The organism is Tenacibaculum profundi (assembly GCF_057162725.1).
Genome location: NZ_CM169894.1, coordinates 3,426,685 through 3,441,854 on the forward strand (window position 1 = coordinate 3,426,685; position 15,170 = coordinate 3,441,854).

11 protein-coding genes are annotated in these 15,170 nt (G+C 30.9%); 7 read left to right on the forward strand and 4 right to left on the reverse strand.

Going from position 1 to position 15,170, the window contains the following annotated elements:
* Positions 1-36: 36 nt before the first annotated feature.
* The 3 genes from AC2GW8_RS13865 to AC2GW8_RS13875 are packed head-to-tail and all read right to left on the reverse strand — an operon-like array spanning position 37 to position 5,385.
* Positions 37-1,332, reverse strand: coding sequence for an amidohydrolase family protein (locus AC2GW8_RS13865; protein WP_440880467.1), 1,296 nt, complete (start codon positions 1,330-1,332; stop codon positions 37-39).
* Between the two features lie 19 nt (positions 1,333-1,351).
* Positions 1,352-4,291: an amidohydrolase family protein gene (locus tag AC2GW8_RS13870; protein ID WP_440880468.1), complete on the reverse strand. Its 2,940-nt coding sequence runs from the start codon at positions 4,289-4,291 to the stop codon at positions 1,352-1,354.
* Positions 4,292-4,344: 53 nt separating this feature from the next.
* Positions 4,345-5,385, reverse strand: coding sequence for a WD40/YVTN/BNR-like repeat-containing protein (locus AC2GW8_RS13875; RefSeq protein ID WP_440880469.1), 1,041 nt, complete (start codon positions 5,383-5,385; stop codon positions 4,345-4,347).
* A gap of 110 nt (positions 5,386-5,495) precedes the next feature.
* Between AC2GW8_RS13875 and AC2GW8_RS13880 the strand changes: the two genes are divergently transcribed.
* Together AC2GW8_RS13880 and AC2GW8_RS13885 are read left to right on the forward strand one after the other, a co-directional pair.
* A complete protein-coding gene (locus AC2GW8_RS13880; protein ID WP_440880470.1) occupies positions 5,496-6,419 on the forward strand; it encodes a patatin-like phospholipase family protein in 924 nt (307 codons plus the stop codon).
* Between the two features lie 30 nt (positions 6,420-6,449).
* Positions 6,450-7,349: a DUF72 domain-containing protein gene (locus AC2GW8_RS13885; protein WP_440880471.1), complete on the forward strand. Its 900-nt coding sequence runs from the start codon at positions 6,450-6,452 to the stop codon at positions 7,347-7,349.
* A gap of 59 nt (positions 7,350-7,408) precedes the next feature.
* On the opposite strand, the gene AC2GW8_RS13890 is transcribed toward AC2GW8_RS13885, so the two are convergent.
* Positions 7,409-8,836: a GFO_1087 family putative carboxy terminal peptidase gene (locus AC2GW8_RS13890; protein WP_440880472.1), complete on the reverse strand. Its 1,428-nt coding sequence runs from the start codon at positions 8,834-8,836 to the stop codon at positions 7,409-7,411.
* Between the two features lie 139 nt (positions 8,837-8,975).
* Here AC2GW8_RS13890 and AC2GW8_RS13895 point away from each other — a divergent pair, with 139 nt between their 5' ends.
* From AC2GW8_RS13895 to AC2GW8_RS13915, 5 genes are all read left to right on the forward strand, one after another.
* Positions 8,976-9,485: a GFO_1088 family ECF-type sigma factor gene (locus AC2GW8_RS13895; protein ID WP_440880473.1), complete on the forward strand. Its 510-nt coding sequence runs from the start codon at positions 8,976-8,978 to the stop codon at positions 9,483-9,485.
* Positions 9,472-9,951, forward strand: a complete 480-nt coding sequence (locus AC2GW8_RS13900) for a PG0215 family putative anti-sigma factor (RefSeq protein WP_440880474.1) — start codon at positions 9,472-9,474, stop codon at positions 9,949-9,951. Before AC2GW8_RS13895 ends, AC2GW8_RS13900 begins: the two co-directional genes overlap by 14 nt.
* Positions 9,952-9,997: 46 nt before the next feature.
* Positions 9,998-10,504: a DUF4252 domain-containing protein gene (locus AC2GW8_RS13905; protein ID WP_440880475.1), complete on the forward strand. Its 507-nt coding sequence runs from the start codon at positions 9,998-10,000 to the stop codon at positions 10,502-10,504.
* Between the two features lie 18 nt (positions 10,505-10,522).
* On the forward strand, positions 10,523-11,068 hold the full coding sequence (locus AC2GW8_RS13910) for a GFO_1091 family lipoprotein (RefSeq protein ID WP_440880476.1): 546 nt from the start codon (positions 10,523-10,525) through the stop codon (positions 11,066-11,068).
* Between the two features lie 275 nt (positions 11,069-11,343).
* A complete protein-coding gene (locus AC2GW8_RS13915; RefSeq protein ID WP_440880477.1) occupies positions 11,344-15,141 on the forward strand; it encodes a M36 family metallopeptidase in 3,798 nt (1,265 codons plus the stop codon).
* Positions 15,142-15,170: the final 29 nt, after the last annotated feature.

Sequence of the window (15,170 nt, forward strand, 5' to 3'; positions counted from 1 at the left end):
CAATGAGTTTTTTTATTTATATTCTTTTAGAATATCTTAATTTTTATATTTTTTCTCATATCGTTTCCACAGTTTAGTTTGATGAGTTTCTAAACTAATCTTTCGCCCTTGAATAAAAGCATTTGTTAAAATATTACCTCTCATATCCAATGCATTACCTTTTGAAATAAAGAGTGTAGCGTCTTTACCAACTTCTAAAGTACCAGTAAAATCATCAATTCCGAGAATTTTTGCATTATTTTCAGTAATCATTTGGATAGCTTTTTCTGTTCCTAAACCATAAGCTGCGTAGGTGCCTGCATAAAAAGGTAGATTTCTTGTACTCATTCGTTCCATTTCTCCATTCATGCCTAAACCGATTAAAATACCTACATCAGAGAGAATTTTTGCTGTGCGGTAAGAAATATCAATATCATCGTCTTCATTTGATGGTAATCGATGAGATCGTTCTAAAACAACGGAAATATTTTTTGATTTTAACAAATCAGCTACTTTTTCTGCTTCATAACCACCAACAATTACTATGTTTTTGATACTTAATTCATCGAAAGTGCTTAATGCATCTACAATTCTTCTATGTCCATTTACATGAATAAAAACTTTTTTATTCCCCTTAAAAAGATCCTTAACAGATTCGTAGGGTAGACTTATTTTTTTCTCTTTTTTTGCTAAATAATTTTTAGCGTCAGTAAAAAACTGTTCTATGTTTTTACAGTTGTTAACGTATTTTTCATCAGGTTTTAGCTCTGAGGATTCACCTAACCACCATTTTCCTTTTTTAAAATTTTTTGGCCAATTTACATGTATTGCATCGTCTAATTTTATAATTGCATCTTCCCAATTCCAAGCATCTAGTTGAACCACTGAAGATGTGCCAGAAATAGTACCACCTCTTGGAGTAATCTGCGCCATTAGAATACCATTAGGTCTTATAGACTCTATAATTCTACTTTCGGTATTATAAGCTATAATACTTCGAATATGTGGGAGCATTCCACCAATTTCATCATCATCTCTGGTAGCTCTAACCGCATCTATTTCAGCTAAGCCGAGTGTTGTATTAGCCGCAATAAAACCAGGGTAAACGTGCTTTCCTTTAGCGTTAATAACAGTGCCAACTCTGGCAATTCTCGCATTGGCATTTCCAATAAATGAAATTTTACCATTAGAAAACATAATTAACGAATTTTCAATTACAGTTCCGTTACCAATGTGCGCAGTAGCTCCCTCAATAGAAAAGTCTATTTTTTGTTTTGGCGCAGGAGTTTGTTGTCCAACTATAAATCCAATAGATAAGAAGTATAGTAACTTATATAAAATAATATTTTTCATTTGTAGAAATAATAAATTCTTATTCTGTATCACAATGAAACAGTTTTTTAATTTTTTTACTTGGGTTTTGTGTCGGCGATCCTTTTATCTTTTCTTTAAGCATTAGGTTAATTAATTTCGTGCGCTCTTCCTTAAGTTCTTCACGTTTGAGTCTGTCTTTTTGAATGTCAAAAAAAATAGCTCCATCAATTATTGTTTTTTCAACTTTAGCAAAAATAGATAAAGGGTTGTCACTCCATAGAACTACATCGGCATCCTTTCCAACTTTTATACTTCCTGTTTTTTTATCCAAATGAAGTAATTTGGCTGGGTTGATTGTAATCATATTCCAAGCCTCCTGTTCAGATAAATTACCGTATTTAATAGTTTTAGCAGCCTCTTGATTTAGGCGTCTTGACATTTCCGGATCATCTGAATTAATAGCTACGGTAATCCCTTGATTGTGCATAATGGCAGCATTGTATGGAATTGCATCATTTACTTCATATTTATAGGCCCACCAATCAGAAAAAGTAGAACCGCCAACGCCGTGCTCTTTCATTTTATCAGCAACCTTATAGCCCTCTAGAATGTGTGTGAATGTATTGATATTAAAATTGAATTTTTCAGCTACTTTCATTAACATATTTATTTCTGATTGTACATATGAATGACATGAAATAAAACGTTGCTTATTTAAAACTTCAGCTAGAGCTTCTAATTCAATATCTTTTCTGTAGGGTTTACCGCTTTTTTTAACATTATCATACTCTTTTGCTCGCTGGAAATAATCAATATAAACTTGTTCGACTCCCATTCTTGTTTGTGGAAAACGCGATGTATTATGATCTCCCCAGTTTGATTGTTTAACGTTTTCACCTAGTGCAAATTTGATAAACTTAGGACTGTTCTTGTAAAGTAATTTATCAGCACTCTCTCCCCATTTTAGTTTGATAATTGCGGAGCGTCCTCCAATTGGATTGGCGGAACCATGTAAAATCTGGATTGAAGTAACCCCTCCAGCAATATTTCTATAAATATTGATGTCATCTGGATTAATAACATCCTCTATTGTGACTTCAGCAGAAGAATTATGTCCTGCTTCATTGATGGCAGAGGCAGCAATATGAGAATGCTCATCTATAATTCCTGCTGTCAAATATTTGTTAGTACCGTCAATAATTTTAGCTTTTGTTGAAGAAAGATTTTTCCCAAGTTTTGAGATTTTTCCATCAGAGATCAATAAATCTGAATTTTTAAGAACTTTATTGTTTTCAGACGTCCAAATTGTTGTATTTTTTATCAAAATGGTTTCTTGCTTTGGAATCGTATAATTACCAAAACCCACGTTTGGATAACTCGAAGCGAATACTTCTGGTGCTTTTTTATTTTCTGTAGATTTTTTTGTTTTCTCTTTCTTTTGCTTTATAGCCTGCCAATTAATTTGATTTCCGTTATGATCAATGCCACTACCTTCTAATTTACTAGAAGTATTTGAGACCTTGGCTGTAATTCTTGAGAAACTATTTTTATCGTTAATTGTTAGCTGTATCCAATTATTTTTAAAGGAAAAATTAGCCTTGATTTTTTGATTTTCTCTTTTAATGGAGGCTTGGTATTTTCCCTTTTTTTGAGAAATATGCATTTTGTATTCTTTATCATCAATGGTTAATGTGTACTCTCCAATAATTTCAATACTGTTCATTGGATTAATTATGTGCTTAGTTCCTTGGATCCAGTTTTCATATAGCGTTGTTTTTTTATCGAAAAGATCTCCAGAGCAAATAATGAAATTAGCATAACTTCCAATATTAAGATTTCCAATATATGGGTTTTTTAATATTTGAGAAGGAATTGTTGTTAACGACTCAAGAGCGACAGTTTTGTCAAGTCCAAAGTTAATGGCTTTTCTTAGATTTAAATAAAAGTCGTCTAATGATTTAAGTTTATAAAGAGTTGTGGCAAATTGAATATTGTTTTTTTGTAAAACTCCAGGGTTAGAGGGTTCTTGATTCCATTTACGCAGGTCTCTTAATGAAATTTTTTTAGCTAGTTCTATATCTGTTACATCGTACGGTTTTCTAAAATTAAGCGGTATAATAAAAGTTGCGTTACTTTTTTTAATTTCTTTAATTCTTTCGTATTCATCACCACCGCCAAGTATAACATATTGAATTTCGAATTCATCACCTATTTTATCTGCCCTAATGGCGTTTAAATAGTCTCCTGCTTTAAAAATATGTGTTAGATTTCTATTATTATTTAATGCTTCAAGAGCTAAATCAGTGGTTTGAACATGTCCCTTTTCATACCATTGAGCGTCTAAATAGGCTTGCCTTAAGAGTGCCATTGCTCCCATTTTAGAGGTTGGGTACACTTGTTTTGATTTACTTTTTGAAAAAGATAAATAATTTCCTGACCGCTTAGAAAGTATTCGATGTGCCTTAGTACTTTTTGTGTTTAAAGTAACTAATACCCCACTACCTTGCATTATGCCATCATCTACGTGGGTATTAACAACACCAAAACCTTGTTTTAGTAACTTAGAAGCTTCTTCTTTATCAAACACAAATTCGTCAAAGGCATTAATATCTGGTCGAATATGATCATTCCAGTAATAACCTTTTCTTTTAGCATCGTATTGAGGATTTTCTCTGAAGTTAAAAGATTGTTTTGGTTTTTTTATTCCAAATTCAGAGTAAACATCAATAAAGGAAGGGTAAATTGATTTGTTTTTAAGATCAATAACATGTGTTCCTTTTGGTATGGCAATATTTTTACCTACATTAACAACTTTTCCTTCTTTTATTAATAAAGTTCCATTATTTATAATTTTCTTAGGAGTTATAAAAATTCTAGCATTTTTAAATGCAATTGATTTGTCTTTATAAGTTTTAACACCCGAGTTAATTGGGAAGTACTCCTGTGATCTTGCCTTAACTAGGCCAAAGAAGAGTAATAGAATTAAAAGTTTTTTCATTATTTATTGTTGATTTTTAAAACTGAAATATTCAGTAAATTATTTTATTGGGTTTATGGTTGTTTTAAATTTAAAATTCCAATTCTTCCTTGCCCTCCTAACCAGGCAAATGATTCGTTTATAAATTGAATAACAAAAAATGATTCGTCACTTAATTCTATCCAATTTTTGCCACCATCTTTAGAGTAAGAGATTCCTGTTTTACCAACAGCAATTATTTTCTTTCCTTTTGAATTAGGGATATATTTTACACAACTCTTATAACCTGGCCCTGCATTATCGGATATCAATTTCCACGTTTTACCTCCGTCTTTTGTTATGGCTTTATTAGCATTGTTACTTTTAGGTTTTGTAAAGTCTCCACCAAAAATAATTCCATTTAGTTCATCATAAAAGTCAACAGAGTAGATACCTTGAGTGTTTTTTCCTTGTATAATCGGAGTATCATGAATGGTCCATGTTAGACCAACATCTTCAGATTGCAGTACTCTGGCTTTTGAACCACCACTAACTAACCATATTTTTTTTTCAAAAATTTTGATATTCGTATTGCTTGCGGCAAAAAAGGCTTCTCCTTCTTCAAACTTTGGTAAGTAATTGCTTTTAATTTTTTTCCATGTGTTTCCATAATCATGAGAGATAAGTATGGATGGGAATACATCAGTTGGATCGCCAACAGCTATTGCTACTTTACCATCTTTTAAAAATTGCATTGAATCATAGAATACTTTTGGGTGACTTTCAGAGTAGATGAGTTTAGTAGAGTTTTTATAAGTTTTGTATAACAACGCAGGGGTACCTATTGAGAGAGAGAAAACAGTATCTTTATTAACAGCAATACTTCTAAAATTAGGAATTAGACGATCATTATTTTTAATAGATGTCTTTGACCATGATTTTCCTTTATTGTAAGTATAACCAATATTTCCTTTGGAATCAGCATAGTAAAGAGTGTCAGTACTTGTACCATGAATAGCTCTTATATCACCCTTACTTACTTTAAAATCTATAATACTAATTGATATAGGTTTTTTACTTCCTTTACAGGAAAATAAAAAAAGGATATTGAAAAAAAGACTAAGAAGACGGAGCATTTTTTGATATTTTTACAAACCTAAATATAGGTAAAAGTCATTTGATTTTTGTTAAAATTTAAATCAAGTAAAATATTACTTGTGTTTAAATAATTAAAAAATAGTAATATATGAAAAAAGCATTGGTTATTTCTGGAGGTGGGAGTAAAGGAGCGTTTGCTGGAGGTGTAGCAGAGTTTCTTATAAATAAGAAGAAAAAGGAATACGATTTATTTTTAGGAACATCTACTGGAAGCTTGATGGTTTCTCATCTATCTTTAGGACAAGTAAGAGAACTTAAAGAATTATATACAAATGTTAATCAACATACTGTTTTTAGTAATAGCCCATTTAAGATTAAACATGTAAAGGGAGAAAAAGTTATCTCAATAAGACACAGTAATACTTTATGGAATTTTATCAAAGGAAGAAAAACTTTTGGAGAAAGTAAAAACTTAAAAAAATTAATAAAGAAAAACATTACAAAAGGTATGTTTGATGAGATACGGCATAAGAATAAAGAGGTGGTAGTTACCGTTTCAAATTTAACAGCTAATAAGATTGAATATAAATCTATCTTAGATTGGAGTTATGAAGATTATTGTGATTGGATTTGGGGTTCATGTAATTACGTTCCTTTTATGAGTTTATTGGAAAAAAATAGTTGTCAATATGCAGATGGCGGTTTTGGTTGTTTAGTACCAATACGAGAGGCTATTTTAAGAGGAGCAAAGGAAATAGATGCTATTATTTTAGAGACAGAAATGACGCAAATAAATAGGTTACCTGCGAAAAACCCTTTTTCTTTAATGCTAGATGTTTTTGACTTTATGCTAGGACATGTTGAAAAACATAATGTTACAATTGGTAAACTATTAGCTAGAAATAAAGATGTTAAATTAAATTTATATTATACTCCGACTGTCTTAACGACAAATTCATTAGTTTTTGATAAAAAATTAATGTCAAAATGGTGGGAGCAAGGTTTTGACTATGCTAAAAAGAAAAATGAAAATAAAATGAATGATTTCAAAACAGAATTGATAGATGATTGATTTATATTCTAACATATAACAAGATGAAATATGAAATTTGGAAAAGTCGAACGTCCTGAAGTTATAGATTTTTCGCTGCCAGATACACATCCGAATACAACTATTGTACTTAATAGCAAAAAATATAAAATGAAACAGCAAAACGTTTATATTGGTTGTGCTAAATGGAATAAATCAGATTTGAAAGGTTTTTATCCTCAGGGAATTCAAGATGAACTTCAATATTACTCTAGTCAATTTAATTCAATTGAATTAAATGCAACATTCTACAAGTCGTACTCTGCTGATCAGTTTCTTAGGTGGAAGTATAAAACCCCTAAAGATTTTAAATTTTTTCCTAAATTAACACAAGAAATAAGTCATTGGAAGAGACTGGAAGGAGTTCAGGATAGCGTAAATGATTTTTTATTTCAAGTTCAACATCTTGGGGAGAAATTAGGAACTATTTTTTTACAATTAAATGAAAACTTTGGACCTGATAACTTTAAGAGAGTGGAAAATTTTGTAAATAGTTGGCCTAAAGAAATTAAACTAGCTATTGAAGTTAGGCATCCAAATTGGTTTTCTGATAAAAATTTCTCTAATGAATATACAACTTTACTTCGTGACAATAATATCACCAATATTATTGTTGATACTGCTGGAAGAAGAGATATGTTACATATGAATTTGACATCAAATGAAGCATTTATAAGATATGTTGGTTCTAATCATTTTTCTGATTACGATAGGTTGGATAATTGGGTCTTGAGGTTAAAAAAATGGAAAGAACTTGGATTACAAAATATTCATTTTTTTATACATCAAAATTTAGAGAAGGAATCTGTATCACTTGCAAGTCATTTCACTAAAAAAATAAATGAAAATCTTGGGTTCTCGTTAAAAATACCAGATCTTAAAAAAGAGAGTAATCAAATGACTTTATTTTAAATAATAATTAATATATAAATGAGATCATCTCCTATCTATTCAATGATTAATTACTGACATTATTTAGGCTCACCTATGTACATATTGTTGTATGTAGGTAGTCGTGATTTTGAACTATTAATAATTCTAAGTCTATTAGAAAGACTTTTTCTTGCTATTTTCTCTCTACGATTACTTCTACTTCCAGTGGTTATTAACTGGATGGTTCGTTGAAGTAATGGTTCGTCTATTTCACCTAAATTTCCTAAATTTCCAAAATCTTCTTCTATTTCAATAAAAGGGATGATTCCTTCTTTTTGATTTTTGTCGTCTTTATTAACAGTTTCCGACACAATTGGTTGCATAGCCCAATTATGATTCGGATTGATGTTGTTTTTCGAAGAAAATGTAGGTGAATCATAAAGAGTTATTGAAGCGACATATTTTCCTCGTGTTTTAGTACCGATTGTTTTTACGTCAATGTAAGGATCAAGACTATTTATAATAAGTTCTGAAGCAGAGACAGTACTTGCGGTTGTAATAAAGTAAATTCTTGACAAATTAAGGCTATTAATAGCAGTATTATTTCCTAGAGTACTTGGAAACCTATCAATTAAGAAATCAGGATTAACAACGCTCATGTATTTATTATTCCAAAGTTGCTTTGCAAATATTTCATTAGTAAACTGCCCAGTAATCATACTACCGAGTCTTGCTGCAGATTTTACAAAACCGCCATAATTATATCTAAGGTCTATGATAAGATCAGTAATTCCTTCAGATTTAAAATTAGAAAATGATTGGTTCAACTGATCGTCGAAAGAGCTTACAAAGGCATTATACATTAAATAACCAATTTTTTGGCCACCTACGTCAAGAGTTTTTGATATATGAACAGGATTTTCAGTGTACTTATCTTTAGTAAGGCTTATGGTGTTGGTTGTAGCTATCGGGTTACCAGAGTTGTAATCTGCTAAAGTGATTGTTATGGAAGGAGTGTTAGAAAATAAGAGCTCTCTATAATTACTTTTTGTTAATTTTACACCGTTAACTTCATTGAAAACCATTCCTCTTTTTATTCCTTTTATCATAGCATCTGTTCCCGGATTAACATACCTAACGGAACCAAACATATTTGTTGATTGATCTTTATATTCAATAATTTCAAATTCCATACCTGTAGTCAAAGAGGTGCCTTGAAGAGCTTCTTCTAGAGTGATATAATTGTCTACAATCCAAGACCATTTATCGACTATGTTTTTTTGATAAAGAAGGTTTTCGAAAAGAGTTTTAGGCGAATCAAATCCAGATAGGTAGTTGTATAATTGTTGATCTGAAGTAAAGCGGGTATCTGATAGGTCTGGAATATTTTCTTGCCATAAATAATAGGCATTAAGCCCTTTCCAAACAAAATTGTTAATTTCTACATCATTAGGCGCTTCATCTCTACTACAAGAAAAAACACTCGATAAAACAATAAAAACAAGGAATAATTTGTAAACTTTCATCCGAAACATCTTAAAACTAAAACAACGCAATTTAGTGAATAATATTATTTTTTTGCGAAATCACGTAACAAACTTTGCGCTTAATCGTCATAACACTGTGAACACTTAAAATTAAAGTAGTTCATCTAAATCAACCACAATGAAACAATCAGACTTTTTAAAAGCTGTTTTGCCTTTTAAAGATAGAATTTTTCGATTAGCAAAAAGACTTCTAGTTTCTACAGCAGAAGCTGAAGATGCGACACAGGAACTTTATCTAAAATTATGGAAGAATAAAGAGAAGTTAAAGAGGTATAAGAGTGTTGAGGCATTTGCAATAACAATGACCAAAAATTATTGTTTTGATAGATTGAAATCAAAACAAGCAAGTAATTTATCCTTGGTTCATACTAATTACAAAGAGAAAGGAATTACGTTAGATAAAAAGATAGAAAATAACGATGCCGTAGCTCAAGTAAGACTTTTAATTGAAAAATTACCTGAACAGCAAAAAGCAATTATTCAATTAAGAGATATTGAACAATATGAACTAGATGAAATATGTAAGATAATGGAAATGAAATCAACTGCAGTTCGAGTGGCTCTTTCAAGAGCTAGAAAGAAAATAAGACAAGAACTCATAAAAAGATATAATTATGGAGTTAGCTAATATAGAAAAATTAGTAGAAAAATATTTAAATGCAGATACTAGCTTGGAAGAAGAACAAGTATTATATAAATATTTTACTTCAGAAAAAGTAGCAGCGCATTTAGAGGAATTTAGTATACTTTTTAACTACATCAAAGAAGATAGGCAAGAAACTTTAAAAAAGCCCATATGGCTGAAGCCTGAAATTAAAATAAAGAAAAATTTTGAATGGCTATCTGTAGCAGTATCTGTAGCTTTGTTATTCGGTTTTTATTTAGGGTATAATATTTATCAAAAAAATGAGCAAAAAAAGCAATTTATGCAAATAAAAGAAGCTCTTCAAATGGTTTCTTTAAACCTTAATAAAGGAAATGAGGCACTATATACAGTGTCAAATAGTTTAAGTAAAAGTCAAGAAGCAATTGGATATATTGCGACCTATGAAAGGGTTGTAAATGAGGCGTCCAGAACAATAAGCCAAGAATAAAAAGATTTAAAAATAAAACCAAATAGATATTAAAATTAAGAAAGTCATGAAAAAAATATTGTTTTTACTAGTTGTCACACTAGCATCTAATTTAGTCTTCAGTCAATCATTTGATGAGTTGGAAGATTTAGATGCGGTTTCTTCATTTGTTATGACTAAAGACGCATTTGAACTGATATCAAAATTTCCCGAAGCAAAATCTGAAAGCCTAGAATTTTTTAATGTATTAAAGGGGTTAAATGAGTTAAAAGTATTTTCTTCCGAAAATACTAATGCGGTCGTAAAGATGGAGGCTATGGTTAACGATGCTGTGAAAAATTCAAGTTTAATTCAGTTAATGAGAGTAAAAGATAAAGATTCTAGAATTAGAATATATGTTAAATCTACCGCAAATAAAGATCTTGTAAATGAGGTTTTAATGTTTCAAAAAGAAACTAACAGTAAAGGGCAGATTAAAATTTCTATAATTTCTTTGATAGGTGAAATAAATGTTAATAAGCTTTCTAAGATAGCAAACAAGTATTCTGAGAAAGGAGAGATTAAAATAAAATAATTTAAGAATAATTAAATAATGAATTTATATAAATTAGTACCACTCTTTTGCTTAACACTAATATTATTCTCATGTAATAACAAAAAAACATTACAAAGTTATCTTGTTGAAAGTCAGGATAAAAATGGTTTTTTGAATGTGGATATACCTGTTGGTGTTTTTGAATTGACAGAAGATATTCTAAACGAAGAAGATAAAAAGATATATGAGAGTGTAAAAAAAATCAGTTTAACTGCTTTACCGATAAAAAAATCAAATGAAATTTCTTACGAAAAAGAGAAAACAGAACTAAAAAGTATATTTGATGATTCAGATTATAAGAAGCTTATAAGTTATAAGAAGAGTGGAAATAATATAAATATATATTATTTGGGAGAAGCAAATAGGATAGGAGAAATTATAGCCTTTGGTTATGGAAAAGATCTAGGTGTTGGCGTTGCTCGAATACTTGGAGAAGAAATGAATCCTTCCAAGATTATTTCTCTTTTTCGAAAAACGAATTTAAACTTTGATGGTGATGATGCTATTTTTGAAAAAGTAAAATCCATATTTAATGAGCAATAGATAGTATAAAAAATATAGTAGTAAATAGGCATCATATTATGATGCCTGTTTTATTTATAGACAGTGTTTTTCGAGAATAGTTAATTGATAAAAGAGATTGATCCTTAGACTGAAAAATATATAATTTTAAGCATTTAAATTTTTTAAAAAAACAAAAATTAAGCTTAAAAGTTAATTTTTTTGTTAAAATTTTAATTTTATTTTAAAGTTAGGTGATTTTTTGAAATGTTTTTTCATACATTTAAGTAATTTTTAAACCCTTCTAAATCAATATTATGAAAAAATATTGTCTGTTTGCCCTTCTACTTATGACTGGGCTAACAAACCATTCGCAAACAAAAAAGTCTAGTGATCTAGATGTAATTCAAAAACACTTTAACAATTTAAAAAAGAAAAGTAAAAAAGTAGCTAATGATTTTTCTGAATGGAAAGTATCTAGTTCAGCTTCCTCTTTAAAAAAAGGACTTACACATTATTATTTAACGCAATATTATAGGGGGATTCCAATTGTTAATGGAACTTATAATATGTCTGTTTTTAATGGAAAAGTAAATTTTACAAATAATCAGTTTATATCAAATATTCCAGAAAAAATATTACAAAGTAAATCTGTTATTATTTCAGAGAATGAGGCTATTGACGAAGTTATTAAAAGTCATCAATTGAAACCAGGTAATCGATTGGTTAAAACCATGAAAAGAAACAGAAATGAGGATGAAGTTTCTGTCTATAATAACACTGGTATTACAGAGGATAATGAGCCTATTTTAGTTAAAAAAGTTTATGTTTTTCATAAAAATAAACTTCATTTATGTTGGAATGTTAACCTTTACGAAAAAGGTGGTGATAATTGGTGGAATACTTTTGTTGATGCAACCTCAGGAAAAATTTTAATAGAAGATAACTGGGTAATATCATGTAGTTTTGGAGAAGAAAATGATCGTGCACATCAGTATCATACACATCCAAAAAAAATAATTGAAAAGCAAATCAATGAAGAAAGGATACCTTACAAGAAAGGAACTAGTATGGTAGCATCAACTTCTTACAACGTTTATGCAATGCCTCTTATGAATCCAGATGACGGAGGTAGAACAGTTGTTTCTGATCCATCAAATTCTGTAGCTTCTCCGTTCGGGTGGCATGATACGAATGGTGTATCTGGAGCTGAATACAATATTACGAGAGGAAATAATGTTTGGGCTCAAGAAGATACTAATGGAAATAATGGGACAGGAGCTTCGCCCGGCGGAGGAAATTCTTTGAATTTTAATTTTCCCGTTAATTTAAATCAGTCGCCAAGTAATTATCAAGATGCATCTACAACAAATTTATTCTATTGGAATAATATAATGCATGATGTATGGTATCAGTATGGTTTTGATGAAGCTTCTGGAAACTTTCAGGAGAATAATTATGGAAAAGGAGGTACAGGAGGTGATTCTGTTAATGCAGATTCTCAAGATGGTAGAGGAACAAATAACGCAAATTTTGCTACACCAGGTGATGGATCAAACCCTCGAATGCAAATGTTTTTGTGGAATAGAACGAACCCTGGTAGAGATGGTTCTTTTGACAATTTGATAATAGCTCATGAATACGGGCATGGAATTTCAACCCGCTTGGTTGGAGGACGATTTTCAAATGCTTTAGGTGGGTCTGAGCAAATGGGTGAAGGTTGGTCAGACTGGTTTGGATTAATGCTAACAATGAAGCCAGGAGATACTGGAGCAGATAAAAGAGGAGTGGGGACTTACGTGCTTGGGCAATCTTTAGATGGCTTAGGGATTCGACCAACAGTGTATTCAACAGATAGATCAATAAATGATACGGATTATGCCGATATAGGGGGCCTGAGAGTACCTCACGGAGTAGGCTATGCTTTTGCAACTATTTTATGGGACATGACTTGGCTGTTAATTGATCAAGAAGGATTTGATACTGATTTTTACAATGGAAAGGGAGGAAATAATATTGCTATGGCTTTGGTAATAGAAGGCTTAAAAAATACAGCTAGTAATCCTGGTTTTGTGTCGGGACGTGATGGGATTCTTCAAGCTGATAAAGATTTGTACAATGGTAAATATAGCTGTTTAATATGGAAAGCTTTTGCAGAGAGAGGCGTAGGAAAAGACGCAGATGAAAACAGAAATGGTGGTTCAAATACTAACAATGATCAAACGGTTTCTTTTGAAAATCCTTGTGGCGGAACGCCAACTCCAACTACTTGTGATGGAGATGTAGCTTCATTTCCATTTACTGAGAGTTTTGAGAGTGGCTTAGGTATGTGGAAAAATGCTTCGAAAGGTGATGATATAGATTTTATTAGAAATTCTGGAGGCACTCCTTCAGATGATACAGGACCAGCAGGAGCAGCAGATGGTTCGAATTATATTTATGTTGAAGCTTCAGGGAACGGTACAGGTTTTCCAAATAAACGAGCTATACTAAACTCACCTTGTATAGATTTAACTGCGTTAACATCTCCAAAGCTTAATTTTCAATACCATATGTATGGTAGTACAATTAATAAATTAACTGTTGAAGTTAGATTGGATAATTCAGGTGATTGGAATTCTATATTTAGTAAATCAGGTAGTCAAGGTAATTCATGGAAAGAGGCTAATATAGATTTAAAATCATACGCGGGCAGATCAAGTGTACAATTAAGATTTAATATACTTACGGGCATAGGAGATGATGGTTGGCAAAGTGATATTGCTATTGATGCTGTTAGTGTTTCTAATGATGATGGTGGGTCAAATGGAGGTTGTCAAGATGGAGAAGTAACTTCTTATCCCTTTAATGAGAGCTTTGAAAGTGATTTAGGTTTATGGAAAAATGCTTCTTCGGGAGATGATATAAATTTCACAAGGAACTCAGGAGGAACCCCCTCAGAATCAACGGGTCCTACTGGTGCAACTGATGGTTCAACGTATATCTATGTTGAGGCTTCAGGGAACGGTACAGGTTTTCCAAATAAACGAGCAATATTAAATTCACCATGTTTAAATTTAAGTAATTTATCTTCTCCAAATCTTAGTTTTAAATATCATATGTACGGTAGTGCAATTAATACTTTAATAGTTGAAGCTAGGACTAATAATACAGGTGCTTGGACTTCAGTATTTAATAAATCGGGTGATCAAGGTAACTCATGGTTGACAGCAAATGTAGACTTAAGTTCTTATTCAGGACAATTAAGTGTTCAATTAAGGTTTAATGTTTTAACAGGTTCTGGATCTAATGGTTGGCAAAGTGATATTGCTATTGATGCTATTTCTATTAATAACGATGATAATGGGGGAGGTTCAGGAGACGATTGTCCAGCCTTGAACTTTAATGATTTTTCAATAAATTCATTTTCAAATCAAGATAATGACGGTAATTATTCAGTATCTACCTCAGGAGAATCACTAACGTTGACTAATAATACATGGAAGTACATCCCAATGAATTACACAGTTACAGCAAATACAGTTGTAGAATTTGAGTTCAGTAGTACAGCTGAAGGAGAAATACATGGTATTGGTTTTGAAAATGATAATTCACTATCTGATTTTAGATATTTTAAAGTGCATGGTACTCAAAATTACGGTATTACAAATTATGACAATTATGCAGGAGGAACGAAAAAATATGTTATTCCCATAGGAAGTTCTTATTCAGGTGTAATGGATAGACTTGTTTTTATAAATGATAATGATGCGAGCTCAGGAAATAATTCAACGTTTACAAATGTTAAGGTTTATGAGGGCTCTTGTGGTAATTCTTTAGTTAATATAGATTCATTTGTGTCAAGAGTGGATGTATTAGGAAATCAAGATGAGGAAGTATTTAGTTCTTTACAAATAGCACCAAGTATTATTACTAAAGGATCGCCATTAAATTTAATAGGAGGTAGTAAAGGTCTCAATGAAATTGATTACGAAATAGCTAATTTAATAGGTCAAATTTTTGACACAGGAAAGTTGAAAGGCAAAACAATAAATATTGACTTAAAACCGGGAATATATGTGTTAAGTCTTAAAAATGATTTTTCTAAATCAAATAAACGATTTATCATAAAATAACTTTAGTAGATAAAATAATTTTCGGCAGA

What these genes read in the sequence shown, in the direction of transcription:
- AC2GW8_RS13865 (WP_440880467.1), bottom strand. Translation starts at nt 1,332, where the DNA reads ATGAAAAATATTATTTTATATAAGTTACTATACTTCTTATCTATTGGA.
- AC2GW8_RS13870 (WP_440880468.1), bottom strand. Translation starts at nt 4,291, where the DNA reads ATGAAAAAACTTTTAATTCTATTACTCTTCTTTGGCCTAGTTAAGGCA.
- AC2GW8_RS13875 (WP_440880469.1), bottom strand. Translation starts at nt 5,385, where the DNA reads ATGCTCCGTCTTCTTAGTCTTTTTTTCAATATCCTTTTTTTATTTTCC.
- AC2GW8_RS13880 (WP_440880470.1), top strand. Translation starts at nt 5,496, where the DNA reads ATGAAAAAAGCATTGGTTATTTCTGGAGGTGGGAGTAAAGGAGCGTTT.
- AC2GW8_RS13885 (WP_440880471.1), top strand. Translation starts at nt 6,450, where the DNA reads ATGAAATTTGGAAAAGTCGAACGTCCTGAAGTTATAGATTTTTCGCTG.
- AC2GW8_RS13890 (WP_440880472.1), bottom strand. Translation starts at nt 8,836, where the DNA reads ATGAAAGTTTACAAATTATTCCTTGTTTTTATTGTTTTATCGAGTGTT.
- AC2GW8_RS13895 (WP_440880473.1), top strand. Translation starts at nt 8,976, where the DNA reads ATGAAACAATCAGACTTTTTAAAAGCTGTTTTGCCTTTTAAAGATAGA.
- AC2GW8_RS13900 (WP_440880474.1), top strand. Translation starts at nt 9,472, where the DNA reads ATGGAGTTAGCTAATATAGAAAAATTAGTAGAAAAATATTTAAATGCA.
- AC2GW8_RS13905 (WP_440880475.1), top strand. Translation starts at nt 9,998, where the DNA reads ATGAAAAAAATATTGTTTTTACTAGTTGTCACACTAGCATCTAATTTA.
- AC2GW8_RS13910 (WP_440880476.1), top strand. Translation starts at nt 10,523, where the DNA reads ATGAATTTATATAAATTAGTACCACTCTTTTGCTTAACACTAATATTA.
- AC2GW8_RS13915 (WP_440880477.1), top strand. Translation starts at nt 11,344, where the DNA reads ATGAAAAAATATTGTCTGTTTGCCCTTCTACTTATGACTGGGCTAACA.